The 22,395-nt window shown below is 54.0% G+C and carries 25 protein-coding genes; 13 read left to right on the top strand and 12 right to left on the bottom strand.

Going from position 1 to position 22,395, the window contains the following annotated elements; genetic code table 11:
* Positions 1–65: 65 nt before the first annotated feature.
* From BUC32_RS03165 to BUC32_RS03145, 5 genes are all read left to right on the top strand, one after another.
* Complete coding sequence (locus BUC32_RS03165; protein WP_073249364.1) at positions 66–1,382, top strand: glutamine synthetase family protein; 1,317 nt, start codon at positions 66–68, stop codon at positions 1,380–1,382.
* Positions 1,383–1,516: 134 nt separating this feature from the next.
* Positions 1,517–2,197 carry a type 1 glutamine amidotransferase gene (locus tag BUC32_RS03160; protein ID WP_073249362.1) on the top strand — a complete coding sequence of 227 codons (681 nt, stop codon included), beginning with the start codon at positions 1,517–1,519 and terminating at the stop codon, positions 2,195–2,197.
* Positions 2,197–3,555: a glutamine synthetase family protein gene (locus BUC32_RS03155; protein ID WP_073249360.1), complete on the top strand. Its 1,359-nt coding sequence runs from the start codon at positions 2,197–2,199 to the stop codon at positions 3,553–3,555. The genes BUC32_RS03160 and BUC32_RS03155 overlap by 1 nt, the downstream gene beginning before the upstream one ends.
* An 88-nt stretch (positions 3,556–3,643) precedes the next feature.
* On the top strand, positions 3,644–4,948 hold the full coding sequence (locus BUC32_RS03150) for an NAD(P)/FAD-dependent oxidoreductase (protein WP_073249358.1): 1,305 nt from the start codon (positions 3,644–3,646) through the stop codon (positions 4,946–4,948).
* Between the two features lie 156 nt (positions 4,949–5,104).
* Positions 5,105–6,322 carry a DegT/DnrJ/EryC1/StrS family aminotransferase gene (locus BUC32_RS03145; protein WP_073249356.1) on the top strand — a complete coding sequence of 406 codons (1,218 nt, stop codon included), beginning with the start codon at positions 5,105–5,107 and terminating at the stop codon, positions 6,320–6,322.
* A gap of 61 nt (positions 6,323–6,383) precedes the next feature.
* Here the strand turns inward: BUC32_RS03145 and phaR are convergent, their stop codons facing one another.
* The 3 genes from phaR to BUC32_RS03130 all read right to left on the bottom strand — a co-directional run bounded on the left by phaR (position 6,384) and on the right by BUC32_RS03130 (position 9,453).
* Positions 6,384–6,935 carry a polyhydroxyalkanoate synthesis repressor PhaR gene (phaR, locus tag BUC32_RS03140; RefSeq protein WP_073249354.1) on the bottom strand — a complete coding sequence of 184 codons (552 nt, stop codon included), beginning with the start codon at positions 6,933–6,935 and terminating at the stop codon, positions 6,384–6,386.
* Positions 6,936–7,080: 145 nt separating this feature from the next.
* Positions 7,081–7,527, bottom strand: a complete 447-nt coding sequence (locus tag BUC32_RS03135; RefSeq protein ID WP_073249352.1) for a phasin family protein — start codon at positions 7,525–7,527, stop codon at positions 7,081–7,083.
* Between the two features lie 132 nt (positions 7,528–7,659).
* The gene (locus BUC32_RS03130) at positions 7,660–9,453 is read right to left on the bottom strand and encodes a PHA/PHB synthase family protein (protein ID WP_073249350.1); all 1,794 of its coding nucleotides are present in this window, start codon (positions 9,451–9,453) and stop codon (positions 7,660–7,662) included.
* A 107-nt stretch (positions 9,454–9,560) separates the two neighbouring features.
* Between BUC32_RS03130 and phaZ the strand changes: the two genes are divergently transcribed.
* Positions 9,561–10,838 (top strand): polyhydroxyalkanoate depolymerase, encoded by a 1,278-nt coding sequence (phaZ, locus tag BUC32_RS03125; protein WP_073249348.1) that lies wholly within the window; start codon positions 9,561–9,563, stop codon positions 10,836–10,838.
* A gap of 68 nt (positions 10,839–10,906) precedes the next feature.
* Here phaZ and BUC32_RS03120 read toward each other — a convergent pair whose 3' ends face one another.
* From BUC32_RS03120 to BUC32_RS03105, 4 genes are all read right to left on the bottom strand, one after another.
* Complete coding sequence (locus BUC32_RS03120) at positions 10,907–11,617, bottom strand: alpha/beta fold hydrolase (RefSeq protein WP_073249346.1); 711 nt, start codon at positions 11,615–11,617, stop codon at positions 10,907–10,909.
* 81 nt (positions 11,618–11,698) lie between these two features.
* Positions 11,699–12,148 carry a VOC family protein gene (locus BUC32_RS03115; RefSeq protein ID WP_073249344.1) on the bottom strand — a complete coding sequence of 150 codons (450 nt, stop codon included), beginning with the start codon at positions 12,146–12,148 and terminating at the stop codon, positions 11,699–11,701.
* A gap of 4 nt (positions 12,149–12,152) precedes the next feature.
* Complete coding sequence (locus BUC32_RS03110) at positions 12,153–13,166, bottom strand: alpha/beta hydrolase (protein ID WP_073249342.1); 1,014 nt, start codon at positions 13,164–13,166, stop codon at positions 12,153–12,155.
* A gap of 7 nt (positions 13,167–13,173) precedes the next feature.
* The gene (locus tag BUC32_RS03105) at positions 13,174–13,923 is read right to left on the bottom strand and encodes an alpha/beta fold hydrolase (protein ID WP_073249831.1); all 750 of its coding nucleotides are present in this window, start codon (positions 13,921–13,923) and stop codon (positions 13,174–13,176) included.
* 156 nt (positions 13,924–14,079) lie between these two features.
* On the opposite strand from BUC32_RS03105, the gene thrS reads away from it, so the two are divergent.
* The 6 genes from thrS (at position 14,080) to BUC32_RS03075 (ending at position 19,197) form a co-directional block, all read left to right on the top strand.
* Positions 14,080–16,029: a threonine--tRNA ligase gene (gene thrS / locus BUC32_RS03100; protein WP_073249340.1), complete on the top strand. Its 1,950-nt coding sequence runs from the start codon at positions 14,080–14,082 to the stop codon at positions 16,027–16,029.
* Between the two features lie 234 nt (positions 16,030–16,263).
* Entirely contained in the window at positions 16,264–16,569 is a 306-nt protein-coding gene (locus tag BUC32_RS03095) for a BufA1 family periplasmic bufferin-type metallophore (protein WP_073249338.1), read from the top strand.
* Between the two features lie 132 nt (positions 16,570–16,701).
* Positions 16,702–17,004, top strand: coding sequence for a BufA1 family periplasmic bufferin-type metallophore (locus BUC32_RS03090; RefSeq protein ID WP_073249335.1), 303 nt, complete (start codon positions 16,702–16,704; stop codon positions 17,002–17,004).
* 25 nt (positions 17,005–17,029) lie between these two features.
* Positions 17,030–17,887 (top strand): MNIO family bufferin maturase, encoded by an 858-nt coding sequence (bufB, locus tag BUC32_RS03085; protein WP_073249333.1) that lies wholly within the window; start codon positions 17,030–17,032, stop codon positions 17,885–17,887.
* Positions 17,884–18,633, top strand: a complete 750-nt coding sequence (locus tag BUC32_RS03080; protein ID WP_073249331.1) for an HvfC/BufC N-terminal domain-containing protein — start codon at positions 17,884–17,886, stop codon at positions 18,631–18,633. Before bufB ends, BUC32_RS03080 begins: the two co-directional genes overlap by 4 nt.
* Positions 18,634–18,642: 9 nt before the next feature.
* Positions 18,643–19,197 (top strand): DoxX family protein, encoded by a 555-nt coding sequence (locus BUC32_RS03075; RefSeq protein ID WP_073249329.1) that lies wholly within the window; start codon positions 18,643–18,645, stop codon positions 19,195–19,197.
* Here the strand turns inward: BUC32_RS03075 and BUC32_RS03070 are convergent.
* Together BUC32_RS03070 and BUC32_RS03065 are read right to left on the bottom strand one after the other, a co-directional pair.
* Positions 19,186–19,554 carry a hypothetical protein gene (locus BUC32_RS03070; RefSeq protein WP_073249327.1) on the bottom strand — a complete coding sequence of 123 codons (369 nt, stop codon included), beginning with the start codon at positions 19,552–19,554 and terminating at the stop codon, positions 19,186–19,188. The two genes, BUC32_RS03075 and BUC32_RS03070, sit on opposite strands and share 12 nt — an antisense overlap.
* A gap of 48 nt (positions 19,555–19,602) precedes the next feature.
* Positions 19,603–19,914 carry an ArsC/Spx/MgsR family protein gene (locus BUC32_RS03065; protein ID WP_073249829.1) on the bottom strand — a complete coding sequence of 104 codons (312 nt, stop codon included), beginning with the start codon at positions 19,912–19,914 and terminating at the stop codon, positions 19,603–19,605.
* 214 nt (positions 19,915–20,128) lie between these two features.
* Here BUC32_RS03065 and BUC32_RS03060 point away from each other — a divergent pair, with 214 nt between their 5' ends.
* Positions 20,129–20,335, top strand: a complete 207-nt coding sequence (locus tag BUC32_RS03060) for a cold-shock protein (protein WP_073249325.1) — start codon at positions 20,129–20,131, stop codon at positions 20,333–20,335.
* 36 nt (positions 20,336–20,371) lie between these two features.
* Here the strand turns inward: BUC32_RS03060 and BUC32_RS03055 are convergent, their stop codons facing one another.
* From BUC32_RS03055 to BUC32_RS03040, 3 genes are all read right to left on the bottom strand, one after another.
* Positions 20,372–20,653 carry a hypothetical protein gene (locus tag BUC32_RS03055; RefSeq protein WP_073249322.1) on the bottom strand — a complete coding sequence of 94 codons (282 nt, stop codon included), beginning with the start codon at positions 20,651–20,653 and terminating at the stop codon, positions 20,372–20,374.
* A 302-nt stretch (positions 20,654–20,955) separates the two neighbouring features.
* Positions 20,956–21,432 carry a dihydrofolate reductase gene (locus BUC32_RS03045; protein WP_073249318.1) on the bottom strand — a complete coding sequence of 159 codons (477 nt, stop codon included), beginning with the start codon at positions 21,430–21,432 and terminating at the stop codon, positions 20,956–20,958.
* Positions 21,433–21,434: 2 nt separating this feature from the next.
* Positions 21,435–22,265 carry a thymidylate synthase gene (locus BUC32_RS03040; RefSeq protein ID WP_073249316.1) on the bottom strand — a complete coding sequence of 277 codons (831 nt, stop codon included), beginning with the start codon at positions 22,263–22,265 and terminating at the stop codon, positions 21,435–21,437.
* Between the last annotated feature and the right edge of the window lie 130 nt (positions 22,266–22,395).

Below are 22,395 nucleotides of genomic sequence, written 5' to 3'. Positions count from 1 at the left end.
TCAAATTATGGTGACATCCCCCGCCTGCCTGCGCTACAACGGGGCAAAGCCCTAGGGAGCCTCACATGGACCTGTCACAGTTTTCAACACTTCGCGTCGCTGCATCCGATCTAAACGGTCAGATGCGCGGCAAACGGGTGCCAGCATCTTATGGAGCAAAGCTGGCCAAAGGGGCGATCCGTATGCCCCTGTCCTGCCTGAATGTAGACGTTTGGGGCGCAGACATCGACGACTCTCCACTGGTGTTCGAAACCGGTGATGAGGATGGCATTCTGTTCCCAACGGACCGTGGTGCGGTGCCGATGCCATGGCTGGACACGCCATCAGCGCTGGTTCCGTTGACCATGCACACCGAAGACGGTGCGCCTTTTCTGGGCGACCCACGTCAGGCTCTTGCCAGCGTTCTAGAGCGATATACGGAACGCGGCTGGTCGGTGATGGCCGCCACGGAAATGGAATTTAGTCTGGTCGATCCCAGCGGCAAGCGGCCAAAGCCACCGCGTGATCCGCGCAGCAGCCAGCGCCTGTTTGCTCCCGATATCCTGTCTGTGGATGAGCTGGATGCCTTTGATGTCTTTTTCACCGAGCTTTATGACGGCTGCGTCGCCATGGGCTTGCCTGTTCAAACCATCATCAACGAAAGTGGCCTTGGCCAGTTTGAGGTGACTCTGACCCATCAATCGGCATTGCGGGCCGCAGATGATGCATGGCTTTTCAAATTCTTAACCCGAGGCCTTGCACGGCGCCACGGAATGGCCGCGAGCTTTATGGCAAAGCCCTATCTGGATGACGCGGGCAATGGCATGCATGTGCATTTCTCGGTGTTGGACAGCGATGGCAACAACGTCTTTGACAATGGTGGCCCGGAAGGCACTGAGACCTTGTTACAGGCGGTCGCGGGATGTGTGCGCGCAATGCCGGCCTCGACCCTGATTTTTGCACCACATGGCCCCAGCTATGACCGTCTGGTGCCCGGATCCCATGCGCCCACGGGTGCCTGTTGGGCCTATGAAAACCGCACCGCGGCCATTCGCATTCCGGGGGGGCCGCATCAGGCACGGCGCATTGAGCACCGCGTCGCGGGCGGGGACATTAACCCCTACCTCATGCTGGCCGCTGTTCTGGGGGCCGCGATCGAAGGTGTTGAGGAAGGCCTAAAACCCCCTGCCCCGATCACCGGCAACGCCTATGACATGGACCTGCCTCAACTGGCGCCCGACTGGACGTCGGCCATCGACCGCTTTGAAAGCGATGCGTTCATTGCCCGTTGCCTGCCGGAAATGCTCATTCAGAACCTTGTGATGACCAAGCGTCAGGAAGCGGCCAAGCTGGCCGAGATGCGCCCCAAAGATCACTGGAAACTCTACCTCGAAAGAGTCTGAGCCCTTCCGCGTGACGACCGGCCCACCGGGCCACGCGCGGAAGGATGACAGCCTTTCAACAGCCGGAATCCGTGCCCCCTTGCGGGAAGTGATTCTCTCGGCTACCATTAATTTGATCAAAAATCTGGTGACACATGAAAATCGGTATTCTCCAAACCGGCCACTCCCCTGATGAACTCAAACCTGAGGTCGGGGACTATGGGGAGATGTTTATTGCCCTTCTGGGCGACCACGGCTTTGACTTTGAAGTTTTCAGCGTCGTGGATCAGGAATTCCCGGCCTCTGCAGAGGCCGCAGATGGCTGGCTTATCACGGGCTCTAAACATGGCGCCTATGAAGACCACCCCTGGATCCCTCCATTGGAAGATCTAATCCGCGAAATTGTCGAAACAGGCCGTCCTTTGATTGGCGTGTGTTTTGGTCATCAGATCATCGCACAGGCCTTGGGCGGCAAGGTTGAGAAGTATGCCGGTGGATGGGCTGTTGGGCGCCAGGTCTATGACTTTGGCGGCACAGAAATGGCCTTTAATGCCTGGCATCAGGATCAGGTGACGGAACGCCCCGAAGGTGCGGTGGTTCTGGCATCCAATACTTTCTGCGAAAATGCGGCTCTGGTTTATGGCGACCAAATACTGACGGTCCAGCCACACCCCGAGTTTGGCGCTGCTATGGTGGACGGGCTGATACAGACCCGTGGCAAGGGCAACGTACCGCAAGAGCTGCTGGATGCAGCCACAGAAAAGCTGAGCGAACCTGTTTCGAGTCAGACTTTCGCAGATCAGATGGCGGATTTTTTCCGCAAAGAGAGGGCGTAATGGCCGACTGGATGAAAAAGGTGCCCCAAGCGGCACGTGATTATGTTGAAGGTAAACGACTGGATGAAGTCGAATGCATTATTTCGGATCTGCCGGGGATTGCCCGCGGCAAGGCGGTCCCTGCCAAAAAGTTTGCAGGGCAAAGCTATTTCCACCTGCCGGATTCGATTTTCTATCAGACCATCACAGGTGGTTGGGGCGAGGCCGCAGGTGATGGTGGCTTTATTGAAAAAGACATGGTTTTGCGCCCTGACTGGGACACCGCCACTGCGGCCCCATGGACCGGAGACTGGACGCTTCAGGTGATCCACGATGCTTATGACATCGATGGCAACGCGATTGAGTACAGCCCCCGCAATGTGTTGAAACGGGTGGTTGAACTATATCGGAAAAAGGGCTGGAAAGCTGTTGTCGCGCCTGAGATGGAATTTTACCTCGTGGCCCGCAACATCGATCCAGCCAAGCCGATTGAGCCAATGATGGGCCGCTCCGGCCGCCCGGCTGCGGCCCGGCAAGCCTATTCGATGACAGCCGTTGACGAATTTGGCCCTGTGATCGACGACATCTATGATTTCGCCGAAGCCCAGGGCATCGACATTGACGGTATCACCCAGGAAGGCGGTGCAGGTCAGCTGGAAATCAACCTCTTGCACGGCGACCCTGTCGCGCTGGCCGATCAGGTGTTCTACTTTAAACGTCTGATCCGCGAAGCGGCGCTGCGCCACGATTGTTACGCCACCTTCATGGCCAAACCGATTGGCGACGAGCCTGGCAGTGCAATGCACATTCACCACTCGGTGATTGATATCGAGACCGGTCAGAACATCTTTTCCGGCCCGCAAGGTGGTGACACGGACGCGTTCTATCACTTTATTGCCGGTCTGCAGAACCACATGCCGGCTGCGATCCCATTGATTGCGCCGTATGTGAATTCCTATCGCCGCTATGTGCGGGACCACGCCGCCCCCATCAATCTGGAATGGGCGCGCGATAACCGGACCACCGGCATTCGCATTCCGATCTCGAAACCAGTTGCGCGCCGGGTGGAAAACCGGTTGGCAGGGATGGATTGTAACCCCTACCTTGCCATCGCGGCCTCTTTGGCCTGTGGCTATCTTGGCATGATGGAAAAAGGGCGCCCTGATGCGCAATACAAGGGCGATGCCTATGACGGTGAAGAGGCAATCCCACGCGAAATGAGCGCCGCGCTGGATATCTTTGACGAAGCCAAGGACCTGCACGAGATATTGGGGCCAGAGTTTGCCCGGGTGTATTCCATCGTAAAACGCACGGAATACGAAGAATTTCTTGGGGTTATCAGCCCGTGGGAGCGTGAGCACCTGCTGCTGAACGTCTAAATTCGCTTTGTGGGTTTTCGGGTGCGAATTGCACCCGAAAGCCTGCAGCGCGAGTATTTTTGCAAGATTGAATGCGGGAGGATATCCCATGAATTTGCTTCACTCGAACGACAAGCGCGGCGAACACGCGCCCAGCTGGTATGCTGCAACCGCAACGCCGCTGGATCCTTTCCCTCAGTTGCAGGGGAACACTAAGGCTGATGTTTGCGTCATTGGCGGTGGCTTTACCGGCCTGTCCACGGCCCTGCATCTGGCGGAAAAAGGCTATGATGTGGTGCTGCTTGAGGCACATCGCGCGGGCTTTGGTGCCTCTGGGCGCAATGGCGGGCAGTTGGGCTCGGGCCAGCGTATGGAACAGGATGAGCTGGAAAAGCTGATGGGGCGGGACGATGCGCTCAAGCTGTGGCACCTGGCGGAGGACGCCAAACAGGTGGTCAAAGATCTGGTCGCCAAACACAAAATTGATTGCCACCTGCGACCCGGCATCATGCACGCCTGCCTGAATGAGCGCGAAGTCAAACACGAACATGACTACGTGCAGCAATTGCAGACCCAATATGGTTATGACCAGATTGAAGCGCTGGATTACGACGCGCTGCAGGCAATTTGCCCGTCACCTGCCTATGTCGGAGGCTCTCTGGACATGAGTGCGGGCCATCTGCACCCCCTGAATTTTGCGCTGGGGCTTGCCGAGGCTGCGCGCAAAGCGGGTACGCGTATTTGCGAATTGTCAGAAGTAACCGGGATTGACCACGGCACTAAGGTAAAAGTGAAAACCGCCGAAGGGTCCGTTACCGCAGATCATCTGGTTCTGGCCTGCAATGGTTATCTGGGCGATCTGGACGGCAAAGTGGCGTCACGGGTTATGCCGATCAACAACTATGTTGTGGCCACAGAACCGTTGGGCGATGAGGCGGCCAAAGTTCTGACGCGCGATATCGCCGTGGCGGATTCCAAGTTCGTTATCAACTACTACCGTCTCAGCGATGACAAACGCCTGCTGTTTGGCGGCACGGAAAGCTACAGCTACAAGTTTTTCGACGATATCGGCGAAAAGGTCCGCAAGCCGATGCAAAAGATTTATCCACATCTGCGGGACGTTAAGATTGATTATGCCTGGGGTGGGACTCTGGGCATTACGATGAAACGCATGCCGTACTTACGCAAGCTACGCCCCAATGTCGTGAATGCATCGGGCTATTCCGGTCACGGTGTTGGTACGGCCACACATGCCGGCAAATTGGTGGCCGACGCCATCGCCGGACAAAGCGAGGGTTTCGACACCATGGCTGCCGTTCCGGCGATGCCCTTCCCCGGTGGCCGACTTGTCCGCAGCCCTCTGCTGGTTCTGGCAATGACGTGGTATTCTTTGCGCGATCGGCTTGGGGTTTAACCTCCAGCGCAACACCCCACTAAGTTTTGGCCCTGCATCTTTCAGATGCGGGGCCTTTTTTTATGGAGATTCCGGCCAATCCTTGACCAAGGGTCTGGATTTTGGAATAGGCCTGATTTATATTTATCAAAGGTTGAATTAAGAAAAGCAAAAACTATGACATTGCCACCGAATGTGTATGACGCCGAGCCAATTCCTGAATCCGCCCGAGCAGAAGTAGACAGATTGCTGCAATCAGGGGATTTGTTCCGTTACACGGCACCTGAAGACGCGCCAGTTGCGCTTCTCGAGGCCGAGTTTGCCGCGATGATGGGCACGAAATACGCGCTGGCTGTGTCTTCGTGCTCAGCGGCACTGTTTTTGTCATTGAAAGCCTTGGGATTGCCACGCGATGCGCGGGTTCTGATCCCAGGTTTCACCTTTGCTGCGGTTCCATCTTCGGTGATCCACGCGGATTGCGTACCTGTTCTGTGCGAGGTCGGTGACAACTACCGTATTGATGTCGCTGATTTCGAAGCCCGTCTGGACGACAATATCTCAGCCGTCATCATCAGCCACATGCGCGGGCATACGTCCGACATGGATGCGATCATGGCGCTGTGTGATGCCCGCAATATTCCCGTGGTCGAAGATGCCGCGCACAGCCTTGGAACCACCTGGCACGGCCGTAAAATTGGCACCATAGGGCAGATTGGCTGTTTCTCGTTTCAATCCTACAAGCTGGTGAATGCGGGCGAAGGCGGGATCATGGTCACGGATGATGCGGACCTTGTTGCGCGCGCTGTAATCATGTCAGGAGCCTATGAGCATACCTGGCAAAAGCACAAAGCCCCTGAGGGGGACAACACGGGAGCTTTGGAGGCTGCGTTTGCACGCTGGCAGAACCAGTTGCCGCTGTACAATCTGCGCCTGAACAACCTGTCGGCTGCCATCATCCGCCCTCAGTTAAATGAGGTTCCACGCCGGGTCCGGGATGGGCGCAAAAATCACGATTATGTTGCTGACCTGTTGAACCAGTCACCATGGCTGAGCGTTCCCGAGAAGCTGGCCCCGGAAGATCGCGCGCCGGATTCAATTCAGTTCAACATCGAAGGTATGACCAACAATCAGATTCTCGCATTTCAGGAAGCCGCCCAAAAGCGCGGTGTCAAAGTTCAGGTGTTTGGACAATCCACAGACAACGCGCGCGCGTTCTGGAACTGGCAATTCATCCGCGACCTGCCTGAGTTACCGCAAACACGGGCCATGCTGATGAACGCGTGTGACGTGCGGCTTCCAGCACGATTAAAGACGGAAGAGCTGAATGTAATTGCTGGGGCGCTAACCGGTGCTGCCGAGGATGTGATGGGACGCCTGCGCGCCTACGGAACGTAATATCGGCTTGAAATCCGGTCTGGATATCAAAAGCCCCGGCACATGTCCGGGGCTTTTTGTTTTAACTGAGTTTGTTCAGCTTGGATTGTAATTCAGACAGTTGTTTCTTGATGTCATCAAGATCTTCGCCGCCCTCGCCGCCTTTTTCTTCTTCAGGTTCAGTGGATGTTGTGCCACCTGCCCCCCAATTGCCCAGACCTCCGGTCATGGCTTTTAGAAAGGCCTCTTGCTGGGCTTGCATTGCCTCGAGGCCGGGTAACTTCATAGCGCCGCCACCCATCATCTTTTCCTGCCCCTCTTTCAGCATATCAAATGACGCCTGCAAGAATTGCGGCACAACGCTGGTGGCTTGGGTGGTGTAGCTGCGCACAAGGTCGTTCAGCACGTTGACAGGCAACATGTTTTCGCCACGACTTTCGTGCTCGGCAATGATTTGCAAAAGATACTGGCGCGTCAGGTCATCACCAGATTTCAAGTCGACGATCTGCACTTCGCGTCCATCGCGGATAAATCCGGCGATATCGTCCAGCGTTACGTAGTCGCTGGTTTCAGTGTTATAGAGCCGACGGCTCGCGTAGCGTTTGATCAGTAGCGGTTTGGTGTCGTCAGCCACAGGAGTCTCCCCAGGATATGCGCGTTGCAGAAAAACCTTATGCGAGCGCAGAAAAAAAGGGAAACAAAAAGAAAGGGCGAGCCACTGGCTCGCCCACACGTTCGGCACCTTGAGGGAGGAGTTGGTGCCGGAAGGTCGTGTTTTCTTATTTCGCTTTTGCGGCTTTCTTAACAGCGGCAGTCGCGTCAGTTGTGGCTTTTTTAACAGCAGCAGTGGCTTCTTCCGAAACGTCTTTGCCAGCAGCCATCAGCAGTTCAACAGTTTCCATCTGAACTTTTTTAGCAACTTCAGCAAAAGCAGCCATGTTTTCAGCAGCAACTTCAGCCTGAGCCGATGCGAAATCGGTCATCGCCTTGGCATAGTCAGCTGGGTCTGTTTTGGCTTTGGACATGTCGCCCATTTTTGCCAAAGTGTCTTTTGTCCATTTCGACGAGATTTCCGAAGATTTCTCGGCAGCGTCCAGCGCTACGTTGGTCAGTTTTTCGTTCATGGATGCAGTGTTTTTGAAAGCATCTTCCAGAGCGGCGGTGTCTACCGGGAATGCGCCCATCATGTCTTTCAGCATCGCTGTTACGTCTTGTGCTTTAGTCATTTGACAAATCCTTGATTTAATCCTGCGGGTCGCCCCGCTCTTTCTACGTCTGCAAACAATATGTATGCTGCAGTGCGGCAAATCAAGGATTTTTTGCTGCACTGCGGCAATTTTATGCGTTTGTCTTTATTTTCAACGCGTTGCGAGGGTCACAACATAGGTTCCAGGCGCATCACACAGGACTGGATGGTCCGAATCGCCCGGCTCACGCGCAGGAACCTGCTTGCCAGAGCGGCCCGAAAGCCACTTATCCCAGCGCGGCCACCAAGAGCCTTCGTGGAATGTGGCCCCTTCCATCCACTCGTCTGCCGAACCTTTGGACGAAACATTGGAATAGTGACCGTATTTCTTTTTTGACGGAGGGTTCACGATCCCGGCGATATGCCCGGATTCAGACACGATGAATGTTTTTGACCGGCTTTTTGTTTGCTGGAAGCCCTGATAACAGTCTTTCCACCGTGCGATGTGGTCGGTCTCGCAGGTCACCGAACAAATCGGCAAATCGACGTCCGAGATATGCAGACGCTCGCCACATAGTTCGATCCCCTCGCCGACAAAGGTGTTCTCCTGACACAATTGACGCAGATATTCATGCGCCATCTTGCCCGGTAGGCCTGATCCATCGCCATTCCAATACAAAAGATCAAACGCCGGTGGTGCTTCACCCATCATGTAGCTTTTGATCGCTGGCCCATAAACAAGGTCGTTTGAGCGCAGAAAGGAAAATGTTCGCTGCATAATAAAAGATCGCAATAGACCTTCGGCTTCGATTTCTTCGTCGATCCCGTCGATGAAGTCATTGCCAAGGAACGGTGTAAATTCGCCCTGATCGCCGAAATCAACCAGAGTTGTAAAGAAAGTCGCCGATTTGATCGACTTGTCGCCGCGCTGTTTCAACAACGACAAGGTCAGGTGTAATGTTGTTCCCGCAATGCAGTAACCAACCGCGTTCACTTGCTTTTGCCCGGTCAGCTTTTTGACCTCGGATACAGCCGTCAGGAAGCCTTCTTCGATGTAATCTTCAAGACCGACATCAGAATAACTGCGGTCTGGGTTGATCCAGCTGACGATAAAGACGGTGTAGCCTTGATCCACCGCCCATTTGATCATGCTGTTCTGCTCTTTCAGATCCAGAATGTAGTATTTATTGATCCACGGCGGAAAAATGATCAGCGGAACTTCGTGAACCTTTTCTGTGGTCGGACTGTATTGCAACAGTTCGAACATACGGTTGCGATACACCACTTTGCCCGGTGTCGTGGCAATGTTGCGGCCAATTTCAAAGGCATCCTGATCCGCCAGACGCACGATCAGTTCGCCATTGTTGGCCTCAAGATCCGAGATCAGGTTCTCGAGCCCTTTGACCAGAGATTCGCCTTCGGTCTCAATTGCTTTTTCCAGAACGTCCGGATTCAGCCCCAAAAAGTTGGTCGGAGACATCATATCGATGATCTGTTGTGAAAAATACTCCAGCCGCTGCCGGTCTTTGCCTTCGACACCGTCCGCATCCTGCACGGCCTGACGAATCGCGTCGGCGTTGTGCATGTATTGTTGCTTGACGAAATTGAAATAGGGATGGGTTTGCCACAACGGATTTGAAAATCGACGGTCGGTTGGCGTGTCATCTTCCGGTGCTACTAATTGTCCCTGAAGAAGCAGCTGCTGAGCGTCCATCATATGCTTAACGGACTTGGTCCAATACTCGATTTGGTGCTCAAAAACCTTACCCGGATTTTGGGTCATTGCTTGCATGTATGCACTTGCAGCATTGACAAAAACATCATCGTCGGGGCCCTGAAGTTCCTGCCGCAACGGTTTGCGGTGCGACATGACTTCTACAAGCCTATTAGATAGTTGCTCTACGCGGGCAAGATTCTCATTCATTCTGTCCAAGTTTGCCCCTGCGGCATTCTCTTTAGTTGTCATATTCAAAAAATAACCCTATTCTCGCTGCTACGCAGCATAAATTCGCCCAAGTAACGGGTAGCACAACACCTTAATGTGTGAACTACCGGGTAAAGCAGGAGACGCCAATGCGCTACATGGCCACGTATGACCTTATGGAAACCATCCGTAATACCAACCAATGGATGGGGGCCTCTGCTCTCGCTATGGCATCGTATCCGGTTTTTTCTCTGATGCCTAACCCAATGCTTGAATGGGCCGCGGCCTGGGGCGAAGTGACGGAACGCACGTTTCAGCGCATGGTTGTCAAACCTGACTGGGGCATCCGCACATTCACCTGCGAAGACGGCAAAGATCATCTGGTCAATATCGAAACTGTGGTCGAAGGCGCCTTTGGGGACCTCCTCCACTTTAACGTTGCTGGTCGTGAAACCCAGCCGCGCAAGATTTTGCTGGTTGCTCCGATGTCCGGCCACTATGCCACCCTGCTGCGCTCGACTGTCAAAAGCCTGATTGTGAACTGTGAAGTTTACATCACGGATTGGCACAACGCGCGTGACATTCCAGTGTCAGAAGGCAAGTTCGACGTCGAAGACTATACCTTGTACCTCGTTGATTTTATGAAAGAACTTGGCCCCGACACCCATGTGATCGCCGTGTGTCAGCCTGCCCCTCTGACTTTGGCGGCAACCGCCTATCTTGCTGAAGAAGACCCGGAGGCCCAGCCTCGGTCTTTGACCTTGATTGGCGGGCCCATTGATCCAAACGCGTCGGCCACGGACGTCACCGATTTTGGCCATCGCGTCACTATGGGGCAACTTGAAGAAATGATGATCCAGCGCGTGGGCTTTAAGTATCCCGGTGTGGGTCGGATGGTTTATCCGGGTCTGTTGCAGTTGGCGTCGTTCATGTCGATGAACGGCGAGCGCCACTCGCAAGCGTTTCAGGACCAAATCTCGCGTGTGACCCGTGGCGAAGCTTCTGAGCATGACGCACACAACCGTTTTTATGATGAATATCTGGCAGTTATGGACATGCCTGCGGAGTTCTATCTGTCGACCGTCGAACGTATTTTTAAGAACGGCGAGATTGCGGGCAACGAATTTGTCGTGAACGGCCGCAAAGTCGACATTGGGAAGATTACAACAGTGGCCGTGAAAACCGTGGAAGGCGCCAAAGACGACATCACTGCCCCGGGGCAATGTGTGGCCGCACTTGATTTGTGTACTGGCCTGCCTGACAGCAAAAAAGCCAGCCACGTAGAGCCCGAAGCTGGCCATTACGGTATCTTTGCCGGCAAGAGCTGGCGGAACAACATTCGCCCTCTGGTTCTCGAATTCATTGATGCCAACGCTGAGGCCCCCAAAAAGACGCGCAAGCCAGCGAACAAGAACGCCGCAGCCTAAACACCGGCTTCTGCCAGGTTATCAAAGGCGTGCCCTAAGCGGGCGCGCCTTTTCCTTTTAAGATTCTGTTATTGCAAGATAAATGGTTGCGTCATCCATTCACGAAGCGCAGCGGTTGTGGCTTGCGGTTGTTCAAGCGTTGGCAAATGCCCGGCGTCTTCGATCACAGTAAGTTTCGCGTAAGGAATAAGCTCAGCCATGGATGTATGCCGTTTCACCGGTGTCAGGCGATCATATTCACCGCACAAGACCAACGCAGGAACTTTGCATTTACGTAATGTGCTTTGCTGATCACGACGACGCTGTAATGCACGTGCCTGACGGATGAACACATCCGGCCCCAAATACAGGCCCATTTCCTGCACCAAAGCGAGAACTTCAGTCCGATGTGGTCCAGGCGCAAGAAAGTCTGGCTGCATAAACCCTGTCAAAACTTCGTCCAGCCGTCCAGCCCGTGCACCGACAATCATTGGCTCGTAAGTCGCTGAACTTTGGGGGGTTTCTGCCAACGGGTTGGTGTCCATCAAGGCGATACGTGAGACCCGATCCGGAGCGCGACGCAGAATTTCCATAGCGACAATGCCGCCCAGGCTTAGTCCTGCAAGGGCAAATTTTGGTGGCAAAACAGACAGCAAGCCAGATGCGATCTCTTCCACTCTTTCGCCATGAGTAATCGGAGCGATGGTAACCGCAAACTCAGAGGACAATTCGGCAATTTGCGGCCCAAACAGGCGTGCATCACACATCATTCCGGGAAGCAGAACCAGTGGCTCTTGCATACTCATTCGCCTCTCATTTTGGGTACGGCTTGTAACATCCGTGTGATTTGTGCCGCATTGGGCAAGGACACGTCAACTCTGCTAATCGTCTGTCTTGGCATTGTCGAACCCATTCCAGCGGAATTCCCCGGTTTTGGACAAAGGTGCAAACGGATTCCAAGCAATTTCCCAGACATGCCCGTCAGGATCTGCAAAGTATCCATGGTATCCCCCCCAGAACACGTCTTGCGCTGGTTTAAGAATATTGGCTCCGGCAGATGCAGCAGAACTCAGTAAAGACGATACCTCGCCTTTCTCCCTTACGTTGTGCGCCAAGGTGATTCCTGAAAAGCCAGAAATCTGGCTCTCATCAAGCCCCAGTTCCTCTGCCAAAGCGGTCTTGGGGTATAACCCCAGCGTCTGTCCAATCAAGTCAAACGCAATCACCCCATCGGGACTTTGCACGCGGGTCCACCCAAGTGATTCATAAAAAGCCGCTGACACATTCATGTCGGAGACGGCCAGCGTAATCAGGCTTACTCTTTGATCCAAAGTGTTAGTCCTTTACATTAGGATACAACTCTAATTCATTGATCCAATTTAATATACCACCTACAAGACCTTGCGTCTGCCCAGGTGACAGAATGTCTCCGGCAATGACATGGCTATTGGGGTCATCGCCCGTGCCAACGGAAACGGCCATCACTGTTTGCAGGGTATTCTCACCGCCCCACGCTGCGGCCACTTTACGGGTTTCGCGGTGATCCACAACGTCGTCTGCATCCGAGAACCAGAACAATGCCGGCACTGTTACCGACTGATAGTTTTGGGTCGCGGCGTGCTGAACAAGAGCAGCCATCTGAAACAAAGACACTGTTGGATAGGTTGTGGTCCAAAATTTGTCATGCAGATCGTTTCGACCAGTCCAGCTCCGGGTTTTGCCCGCCACAACTGGCCCCCAATACCGCGCCGCCGGCAAGGTCAGGATCATAGCTGTTGGGTCCGCAAGCCCAAAGTTTGGGGACACCAGCACCAGCCCTTTTACATCTTTAACCATATCCGGCTGCACCGCCGCCTCAGCCATCAAAGTTGCGCCAGTGGATGTTGCTATCACGATTATGTCTTCACCGAGACGCCGCCCGATCTCAAGCGCTTCGGCCGCATCGTTCATCCAGTCCTGCGTGGTGACTTCGGCCAATGCCTCTCCTTTGCGCCCATGTCCGGCAAGCCGCGTATAAAACAAATTGGCGCCAAGTGCTTTGGCAACCAAATCAGGCACCGGTCGAATTTCTTCTGACGTGGCTGAGAACCCGTGAATGTAGACAATCGCAAGAGGCGTTTTTTTGCCACTTTCTCCGTGCCAGATCACCCGCTTTTGGGTGTCGGGCGTGATGTCATCAAAGTCAGCTTCTTTCGCGGCGAGATAGGCATCAATGTCAACACCGATATCGGACGATCCAAAGGTTGGATGCAGCGAAATCCGCTCATACGGGCCCCATATCCAAAGCGCCAGACAGAGCAAAATGATCAAAACCAACCCACGACCCATTATTCGCCTAAATGTTCGCATATGACAATTATCCTTCATCAATAATGCATTTAAGCGATCTTCCAATCAGCTTTAGACAAGCGTCATCTGAAAATCTGTGATCCGCACCCTTTACCAAAGTCAGTCTTATATTGTCTCCTTGAACGTGTTCCAGAAGTTGAACGGCAGTGGTGGTTGATACGGCTGTATCGGCGGTGCCTTGCAGAAACCTAACCGGACAATTTAGTGCCAAAGTGGACCGTAAGACCAATTGATTGCGCCCATCTTCGATCATCTTTTTGGTGATGATATAGGGCTCCATACAATCGGAAGGCAGCTCGACATGCCCAACGGTCTCTAGCGCCTTTTTCTGGTCATCAGTGAAATTCGCCCAATAGCCATCTTCGGTGAAATCCGGTGCGGCGGCGATGGTCACCATTCCGGCAATGCGTTCCGGAATCGCCCGCGCCAAAAGCAAAGCCTGCCATCCCCCCATCGATGACCCCACAACAATCAAAGGCCCTGTTGTCAAAGCATCAACTGCTGCCAGAGTGTCCTGATGCCAATCGCCAATGCAACCTTCCTCAAAAGTACCTGAGCTTTCTCCGTGGCCGGAATAGTCAAACCGCAAGAAAGATTGCCCGCGCGCCTGACACCATTCTTCGAGGAAAATGGCCTTGGTACCTTGCATGTCGGACTTGAGACCACCCAGAAAGACCACCGTAGGTCCAGTGTCCCCGCTTTTGTGATAGGCGATGCGACGCCCCTGAGGTGTGTCAATAAATTGCGTTGTGCTCATGGTGTCCTCACTGCGATTTGGCCCAAGCTTAACCGCACAATTCCGACCTTGAAAGGCTGCTTGACTTGAGATCATCAAAGGCGCAAAAGATGCGCGAACCATATACTTGCAACCGGGCGTTCCGTGGGCGCCAAACTGACGAGGAGTTGAAGGCTGATGGCCGATATTTCCCTTACTTTTCCTGATGGTAATGCACGTTCGTATGCGAGCGGGATTACCCCTGCAGAGGTCGCATCGTCGATCTCATCTTCACTTGGCAAAAAGGCGATTTCTGCCACCGTTGATGGCCAGCATTGGGATATGCAGTGGCCGATTGATGCGGATGCATCGATTGCGATCAATACTCTGAAAGACAACGATCCTGAGGCGCTGGAGCTGATCCGGCACGACTGCGCGCACATCATGGCGCGCGCCGTTCAGGAGCTTTGGCCGGACGTTAAGGTCACCATTGGCCCGGTCATCGAAAATGGCTGGTATTATGACTTTGACCGTCAGGAACCGTTCACACCCGAAGACCTTGGTGCGATCGAAAAGAAAATGAAAGAGATCATCAATCGTCGTGATCCAGTAACCACCGAGGTTTGGGATCGTGCGCGCGCAGTGGCTTTTTATGAGGCCAACAACGAGCCCTATAAAGTTGAGTTGATTGATGCCATTCCGGGTGATGAACCACTGAGGATGTATTGGCACGGCCATTGGCAGGACCTGTGCCGTGGCCCGCACCTGCAGCACACCGGTCAGGTCCCTGCGGATGCCTTTAAGCTGATGAACGTAGCTGGCGCCTATTGGCGCGGCGACAGTGACCGCGCGATGTTGCAACGTATTTATGGCGTGGCCTTCAAAAACAAAGAAGACCTCAAGAAACACCTGCATATGCTGGAAGAGGCCGCAAAACGCGATCATCGCAAGCTGGGCCGCGAAATGAACCTGTTCCATATGCAGGAAGAAGCCCCAGGTCAGATTTTTTGGCATCCAAACGGTTGGACCATCTATACCGAACTTCAGAACTATATGCGCCGCAAACAGCGCAAGGACGGCTATGTCGAGGTGAACACCCCGCAAGTTGTCGACCGCAAACTATGGGAAGCATCCGGTCACTGGGACAAGTATCAGGAGCATATGTTCATCGTTGAAGTTGACGAAGAACATGCGCGCGAGAAATCGATCAATGCGCTTAAGCCAATGAACTGCCCCTGCCACGTTCAGGTCTATAACCAAGGCCTGAAATCTTACCGCGATCTACCACTGCGCATGGCGGAATTTGGCAGCTGTAACCGATACGAGCCTTCGGGCGCTTTGCATGGGATCATGCGTGTGCGTGGCTTTACGCAGGATGACGCGCATATTTTCTGCACAGAAGAGCAGATCGAAGAAGAATGCGCCAAGTTCATCGACTTCTTGTCGTCGGTTTATAAAGACCTTGGTTTCGAGGAATTTGAAATCATGTTTGCCACCCGCCCCGAAAAGCGTGTTGGCACCGAAGAAAGCTGGGACCACGTTGAGAACGCGCTTGAAAACGCGATCAAGAAAACAGGCAACGCCTATACGCTTGATCCCGGCGAAGGGGCTTTTTACGGACCCAAGCTGGACTTTAAGCTGACCGACGCGATTGGCCGTGTCTGGCAATGTGGCACCTTTCAGGTGGATCCAAACCTGCCAGAACGTCTGGGGGCTTCCTATATTGCAGAAGACGGCGCAAGGCATCAGCCCTTTATGCTACACCGCGCGTGTTTGGGTTCGTTCGAACGCTTCATTGGCATTCTGATCGAAAGCCACGCGGGCAAACTGCCCTTCTGGCTGGCGCCGCGTCAGGTGGTTGTCGCGTCAATCGTGTCAGATGCGGATGATTATGTGCAGGAGGTTGTCGAAGCGCTGCGCGCCAAAGGCGTGCGTGCAGAGGCCGATGTGCGCAATGAAAAGATCAACTATAAGGTTCGCGAGCATTCGGTCGGCAAAGTGCCGGTCATTCTGGCCATCGGCATGAAAGAAGTCGAAGAGCGCACCGTTTCGACCCGCCGCCTGGGTGAGAAGCAAAGCAAAGTCCAGACATTGGACGAAATCGTGAGCATCCTGGCCGAAGAGAGCCTGGCACCCGACCTCGTCTAAAGGTAATTGCAACAATCCGGCAGGCGCGTCGCGGGAAACCGGGCGCGCCTGTTTCGTTTTCGAAACATTTCCCACCTTCCAGTGCTGGAATCTTCACAGAACCGTCACGTCACCTGACGGGCTTGTGATACACGGCCCCGTGATTGGTCTGTGTGGGTTTCTCCGGCCTAGTCTGTTCTCATGCCACTCGAAGCAGTGGCCCGAATGAGTAACTTACCCAAGGGAGACCACCCAATGTCGAACACAGTAAAAACCCTCGCAGTCGCCAGCGCCGTTGCCGCAGCACTGACCGCAACGACCCACACAGCTGCCAACGCAGCAGGCCAGGAAAAATGCTATGGTGTTTCAATGGCTGGTGCGAATGACTGCGCAGCAGGCCCCGGCACCACATGTGCAGGCACTTCGACCATGGACTACCAGGGCAACGCCTGGAAACTGGTTGACGCAGGCACCTGCATGGACATGGAACTGCCCGCACAGGCAGACGGCTCTATGCGCAAAGGCTCGCTCGAAGCTCTTGAGCGCGACCTGCCAGCATAAATTAACCTTATCACCCCGGCGCTCCCGCGTCGGGGTGATTTGACGAAAAACGGCCTGATTGTGCTAGGCTGTCCCTGAATCCATCAAATGGTTTCAAAATTCTTAAGATATTCAACAAAAAGGGACGCGCGAATGTCTAGACCTCTTAAAACTGCGGCGATTGCCGGTGCTGTTGCCACCGCTTTGATCGCTCAAAGCCAATCGGCACAGGCCGGAAAAAAAGAGAAATGTTTTGGTGTTGCCGAAGCGGGCCAAAATGGCTGTGCTGCGGGACCAGGCACCACCTGCGCCGGAACCTCGTCAACGGATTATCAAGGCAATGCATGGATGCTGGTCGAAGAAGGCACTTGTCTGACCATCGAATTGCCGGACACGGCCGACGGCAAAATGCGAACACCTTCGCTTGAAGCCTTGGATCGTGACCTGCCAGCCTGACCCGGATCATAGGAAAGCCCCTGTTATGTTCGACGTCACTTCCCGGTTCCCCCAATTACCCAACGCGCCGGGAGTTGGCTATAAACCGCAGCATTTTCAAAATATTATGGGTGATCCGGGGCACGTGACATGGCTTGAAGTTCATGCCGAAAACTATATGGGGGCCGGAGGGCGCCCGCTGGCGCAGTTGCGGCTGTTGGCTGAACGATTTCCCGTTTCGGTGCACGGTGTTGGCTTGTCGATTGGCGGCGAAGGGCCGTTGGATGCTGACCATCTGACGCGCTTGAAACATCTGGTCGACTGGCTGAACCCCACTGTGTTCTCTGAGCATCTGGCCTGGTCCAGCCACGAGAGCGCGTTTTTGAACGATCTTCTGCCCCTGCCCTATACCAACGACACCCTGAGCCGTGTTGCGGATCATATCGATCAACTTCAAGACACGGTTGGTCGCCAAATGATGCTGGAAAATCCGTCAAGCTATCTGGCGTTTGCTGAAAGCACCTGGTCTGAACCGGATTTCCTGCGGGAAGTCGCCAAGCGTACCGGCTGTGGGCTGCTGTTGGATGTGAACAACGTCTTCGTATCGGCCACCAATCTGAACTACGATCCCCGCTCATACATCAACGATTACCCGCTTGAATTGGTTGGGGAAATTCATCTGGGTGGACATGATGAGGACACCGACGATCACGGCGCACCATTGTTGATCGACAGCCACGGCAAACCGGTGGTTGATCCAGTCTGGGCGCTGCTGGATCATACTCTGTCTTTGTCCGGGCCCCGTCCGATCCTGATTGAGTGGGACAATGACGTGCCTGAATGGCCCGAGCTTGACGCCGAAGCCGAACGCGCGTCCAAGGCGCTGGAACAGGTGGCCGCATGAGCGTCACCCAAACCGATTTCCGCACCGCGATTCTGGACAGTGACCTGAATGTTCCGGATGGGTTGAAAGATGCGCAAGGGCGCCCTGCGGGACGACGGTTCGATGTCTATCGCAACAATGTGGCCGTCTCGCTGACGGAAGCTTTGCAAGCTGGTTTTCCAGTCGTTTTCAAATTGCTGGGCACGCAGAACTTCAAAGCCATTGCTGGTGTTTTTCTGCGCCGGAACCCTCCGTCAAATCCGATGATGATGCATTATGGCGCGGAATTTCCTGATTTTCTTCGCGGCTTTGAGCCCTTGTCGCACCTTGGCTATCTTGGAGATGTGGCAGACTTAGAATTGGCTTTGAGGCGTTCATACCACGCCGCCGACTGCGAAACTGCGGGCGGTGATGTACTGGCGCGAATCCCCGCCGCACAACTTGAGACACTGCGTATTGGGATCGCACCTTCGGTGGAGGTTTTGTCGTCCCCCTGGCCCATCCACGACATCTGGGCCTTCAATCAGGTTAAAGGCGCTCCAAAACCTCGCTCTGAGGCACAGGATGTCTTGGTCACACGTCATGAGTTTGACCCGGAACCGCATTTGCTGCCGCCCGGAGGCGCCCGGTTTGTGGCCGCGCTGATGACCGGCACGACTTTGGGAAAGGCCGCAAGTGAGACCACAGTCCAAGTTCCGGAATTCGATCTCAGCACCGTTTTGACACTCTTGCTGACCGGCAATGCCATCACCACAGCAACCATCTGAGGATACGCCATGAATGCCTTGATATCACTTCATAATTCTGTCTTCTCGAGGGTAAACCGTGTCGATTGGCTTCTGCCCACATTGGCACGCTTTGTCTTTGCAGCAGTGCTTGTGGGGTACTATTGGCATTCCGGGCTCACCAAATTGGGCAATGGCATTCTGGGCCTGTTTCAACCTTCGGTCGGGGCCTATGTTCAGATATTTCCACGCGCGCTTGAGGCGGCAGGCTATGACACGTCTCAGCTATCCGTTTTTCACTGGGCCATCGTCACCGCAGGTACCTGGGCCGAATTCATTCTTCCGGTGATGATTGTTCTGGGGCTACTGACCCGTCTGTCAGCACTGGGGATGATCGGATTTGTCGTCTTGCAATCTCTGACGGACATCGTCGGACATCATGCAGATGCAGTGACGGTTGGCGCATGGTTCGACCGTTTTGAAAACAGCGCCATTATGGATCAGCGCGCGTTCTGGGTGTTTTTGCTGGTTGTTCTAGTGGTTAAAGGCGCCGGGCCGCTATCTGTCGACGCGATATTGGCACGGCGCACCCAATCAGAAATGTGACTTCGGCTCGTCCGGTTTACCAGCTGCCACGGCCAGCACCCCGCCAAGCCCGGCAAAGCAGATTGGGAACATCGTAAAGACGTTAAAGCCAAAGGCCGCGTACATTCCCACCGCTGACAAAAGCAGTAGTCCTCCGCCCCAAAGAGCGCGTGCCCGTGCCATAGCGCCGCCAGCAATCGCCAATAACGGCGCCAGCAATCCACCAGCTTTTACCAGTTGGACATTGTCCACGGTGCCGAAAATCTCGCCAACTTCGTTGTAGCGTTCGGTCAGATCGGTGTAACCCCAGCTGAAGAAACCAATAAACATGCCGATTATTCCGGCGATAATACCCAAAGTCAGTGCTGCGTTACGCATGGATCGTCCTCGTTAACTTGTTGGTTCCACATAAGGGCCAACGTGCGCTTATCCAAGGGCCATTTGCACATCCCTACCCCATCCGAGGTAAAGTACCCCATCACGTTCAATCAATGGACGTTTCATCAAAGTGGGATGTTCCACCAAAAGATCCAATGGGGCTGTGCCACGTTCTTCCTCGCTCAGATTACGCCAAGTGGTCGAGCGGGAATTGACCAGAGCATCACCAAATTCGGCAAAAGCCCGCACGAGCAAATCGTAAGGAACGCCATCTGCACGCACATCTACAAACTCTGCATTCGTCAACATTTTCAAGGCTTTGCGACAGGTATCGCAATTTTTCAAACCATAAAGTCGCATATTTTTTTCCAGTTTCAACTACATCACAATTTTTCGCAGATCACTCAGACCTTCGGGTTTTGCTTGCTTTTTACATATGCCGTGCAATCCTTCGATCAACATTTTGGTGTCAACGCCATTTCTTGGGGCTTACCCGCTGATATTGGCGACTGGAATGTGATCCACCGTCTCTTTGTGGGCGGTGGAAAAGAGAGACATTAAAAGGAGAAGCTGTATGCCAAACGGTACCGTCAAATGGTTCAACTCAACCAAAGGCTTTGGCTTTATTGCCCCGGATGACGGCGGCAACGATGTTTTTGTACATATTTCAGCGGTAGAAGCTGCTGGTATGACAGGTCTGGCCGATGATCAAAAAGTCCAGTTTGAATTGGTCGAAGGAAGAGACGGACGCCAGATGGCTGGCGATCTGAAAGCTTTGTAAGACCCGATGGGGCGCCTTCGCGCCCCATAAATCCTCTTAGCTACAGCCTTTGGTCCCCGCAGGGCAGCTTGCGGTGTATGAGACCTGCGTCGGAGCCGGTGCAGCAGAATTGGGTTTACCACAACAAATTACGCCCCCGACGACAACGGGCTGATACCCTGCCTGGCAATGGTTTGACGAAGTTGGATAGGCTTGGATCAACAGCCCTTCGGGCTGGTTCACTGGGCCGATTTTCGGAGCATTGCTGCTCCAGGTTTGTGCCGTAGCCGGTGCCGCCAGCAAGGCGGAAAATGCAACGATGGAAATTAACGTCTTCATGGGGCCCCTCCCAGTTTAAAATTAAATAACTTCCTGAAAATAGGAGGTCTCGCGGGGCGGTGTCAATTTCCATACCAGAAATGCATTGTTTCTTTTTCGTGAACAAAACGAGACTGGTCTTAAATCGCGACAACGCGCGCCTGGTGGGGGCCAGCGGCGCTTATTGGATCAAACCTAAATCGCACAAAGCAATTGTGCTGATTTTGAAACTGATGCGTTTGCAGGTGAGGTCAGGGTCTGCGTTCAACCTAATCTCTATAATGCAAAGTGAAGGGCGTGCCGACTGGATTGGAACTTGTTGACTAACGTCGAAAGTATTCATGCACCACGCATCGCGGGTCTACTTCGCGCAGCGTGGTTTTGCCGATCAGCTTCCACTCGTCATCGTCAAATGCTGGAAAGAACGTGTCGGCATCGGGCACGTTCAGGTTAACTTCGGTCACCAGAAGACGATCTGCCAGAGGCAGCAGGTCTTTGTAGATGCGAAAGCCACCAATCCCATAAACGCGCCGGTGGCCGGCGGCATGGGCCGCGTCAATGGCAGCCTCAAGACTTCCATAGACGTGTTCTGCAACATCTGCGTTCGAAGACACAACCAAATTCAGGCGCCCTTTCAGGGGCTTAAATGGCAAACTGTCCCATGTGTTGCGCCCCATGATGATGGCCGCCCCACTGGTTTCACGTTGAAAGAACTTCAAATCCTCGGGCGCATGCCAAGGGATCGTATTGCCTTTGCCGATGGCGCCATTGCGGTCACGAGCGACGATCAGAGTTATCATGGTTACACCGCCACAGGTGCAGAAATCGACGGGTCCGGATCATAATCCAGCACTTCGAAATCCTCGTACTTGAAATCAAACAACGACGATACCTGCCGTTTAATCCGAATTTGCGGCAAGGGTTTCGGTGTGCGTGCCAGCTGGGTTTGGACCTGATCCATATGGTTTGAGTAGATATGGGCGTCGCCGATGGCATGCACGAAATCGCCTTCTTCATAGCCGGTGACATGCGCCAGCATTTTCAAAAGCAATGCATATGAGGCAATGTTGAAGGGAACCCCAAGGAACATGTCTGCAGACCGCTGATAAAGCTGCAAATGCAGCTTTCGACCGATGATCCGCACTTGCCATAAGGTGTGGCAGGGCGGCAGCGCCATATCTGGCACATCGGCTGGATTCCAGGCCGACACAATCAGACGGCGGCTGTCTGGTGAGGTCTTGATCGCTTCCAGCAAGTCAACGATCTGATCCACTTCTCCGGCGTGAAACAACGGGCGCCCACTTTCATTTCCGGCGCTCAGCAATTTTGGGAAATGCCGCCATTGGCGACCATAGACCGGGCCCAGATCTCCGTTTTCATCCGCCCATTCGTCCCAGATCGATACGCCGTTTTCCTTGAGATAGGCGATGTTGGTGTCGCCCGACAAAAACCAAAGCAGTTCATGGATGATCGACCGCAGATGCAGCTTTTTCGTCGTCACCAATGGAAAGCCATCCGCCAACGGATAGCGCGCCTGCATGCCGAAATGCGAAATCGTGCCAGTGCCGGTGCGATCGCTTGATTCTTCGCCCTGCTCCAGAATGGTGCGCAACTGATCGTGATACTGCTTCACGTGCCTCTCCCCCCAAAGGAATGGTATTACCGACACTCTTAAAGACTTCGTACAGCAGCGCCAAGACGGTTTGGGCTGGAAACCCGCAACTTGCAGTGGTTTGATCGTGCCAAAGCATTGCGAAGGGGAA

The sequence above is a fragment of the Shimia gijangensis genome, assembly GCF_900142085.1.
In the GTDB taxonomy this organism is placed as follows: domain Bacteria; phylum Pseudomonadota; class Alphaproteobacteria; order Rhodobacterales; family Rhodobacteraceae; genus Shimia; species Shimia gijangensis.
Note: the sequence above shows the minus strand (reverse complement) of the source record. Positions and strands in the feature narration are given on the sequence as shown.

What these genes read in the sequence shown, in the direction of transcription:
- BUC32_RS03045 (WP_073249318.1), bottom strand. Translation starts at nt 21,432, where the DNA reads ATGATAACTCTGATCGTCGCTCGTGACCGCAATGGCGCCATCGGCAAA.
- thrS (WP_073249340.1), top strand. Translation starts at nt 14,080, where the DNA reads ATGGCCGATATTTCCCTTACTTTTCCTGATGGTAATGCACGTTCGTAT.
- BUC32_RS03165 (WP_073249364.1), top strand. Translation starts at nt 66, where the DNA reads ATGGACCTGTCACAGTTTTCAACACTTCGCGTCGCTGCATCCGATCTA.
- BUC32_RS03060 (WP_073249325.1), top strand. Translation starts at nt 20,129, where the DNA reads ATGCCAAACGGTACCGTCAAATGGTTCAACTCAACCAAAGGCTTTGGC.
- BUC32_RS03095 (WP_073249338.1), top strand. Translation starts at nt 16,264, where the DNA reads ATGTCGAACACAGTAAAAACCCTCGCAGTCGCCAGCGCCGTTGCCGCA.
- BUC32_RS03080 (WP_073249331.1), top strand. Translation starts at nt 17,884, where the DNA reads ATGAGCGTCACCCAAACCGATTTCCGCACCGCGATTCTGGACAGTGAC.
- bufB (WP_073249333.1), top strand. Translation starts at nt 17,030, where the DNA reads ATGTTCGACGTCACTTCCCGGTTCCCCCAATTACCCAACGCGCCGGGA.
- BUC32_RS03160 (WP_073249362.1), top strand. Translation starts at nt 1,517, where the DNA reads ATGAAAATCGGTATTCTCCAAACCGGCCACTCCCCTGATGAACTCAAA.
- phaZ (WP_073249348.1), top strand. Translation starts at nt 9,561, where the DNA reads ATGCGCTACATGGCCACGTATGACCTTATGGAAACCATCCGTAATACC.
- BUC32_RS03110 (WP_073249342.1), bottom strand. Translation starts at nt 13,166, where the DNA reads ATGCGAACATTTAGGCGAATAATGGGTCGTGGGTTGGTTTTGATCATT.
- BUC32_RS03105 (WP_073249831.1), bottom strand. Translation starts at nt 13,923, where the DNA reads ATGAGCACAACGCAATTTATTGACACACCTCAGGGGCGTCGCATCGCC.
- BUC32_RS03130 (WP_073249350.1), bottom strand. Translation starts at nt 9,453, where the DNA reads ATGACAACTAAAGAGAATGCCGCAGGGGCAAACTTGGACAGAATGAAT.
- BUC32_RS03055 (WP_073249322.1), bottom strand. Translation starts at nt 20,653, where the DNA reads ATGAAGACGTTAATTTCCATCGTTGCATTTTCCGCCTTGCTGGCGGCA.
- BUC32_RS03150 (WP_073249358.1), top strand. Translation starts at nt 3,644, where the DNA reads ATGAATTTGCTTCACTCGAACGACAAGCGCGGCGAACACGCGCCCAGC.
- BUC32_RS03145 (WP_073249356.1), top strand. Translation starts at nt 5,105, where the DNA reads ATGACATTGCCACCGAATGTGTATGACGCCGAGCCAATTCCTGAATCC.
- BUC32_RS03090 (WP_073249335.1), top strand. Translation starts at nt 16,702, where the DNA reads ATGTCTAGACCTCTTAAAACTGCGGCGATTGCCGGTGCTGTTGCCACC.
- BUC32_RS03075 (WP_073249329.1), top strand. Translation starts at nt 18,643, where the DNA reads ATGAATGCCTTGATATCACTTCATAATTCTGTCTTCTCGAGGGTAAAC.
- BUC32_RS03155 (WP_073249360.1), top strand. Translation starts at nt 2,197, where the DNA reads ATGGCCGACTGGATGAAAAAGGTGCCCCAAGCGGCACGTGATTATGTT.
- BUC32_RS03070 (WP_073249327.1), bottom strand. Translation starts at nt 19,554, where the DNA reads ATGCGTAACGCAGCACTGACTTTGGGTATTATCGCCGGAATAATCGGC.
- BUC32_RS03120 (WP_073249346.1), bottom strand. Translation starts at nt 11,617, where the DNA reads ATGCAAGAGCCACTGGTTCTGCTTCCCGGAATGATGTGTGATGCACGC.
- BUC32_RS03065 (WP_073249829.1), bottom strand. Translation starts at nt 19,914, where the DNA reads ATGCGACTTTATGGTTTGAAAAATTGCGATACCTGTCGCAAAGCCTTG.
- BUC32_RS03135 (WP_073249352.1), bottom strand. Translation starts at nt 7,527, where the DNA reads ATGACTAAAGCACAAGACGTAACAGCGATGCTGAAAGACATGATGGGC.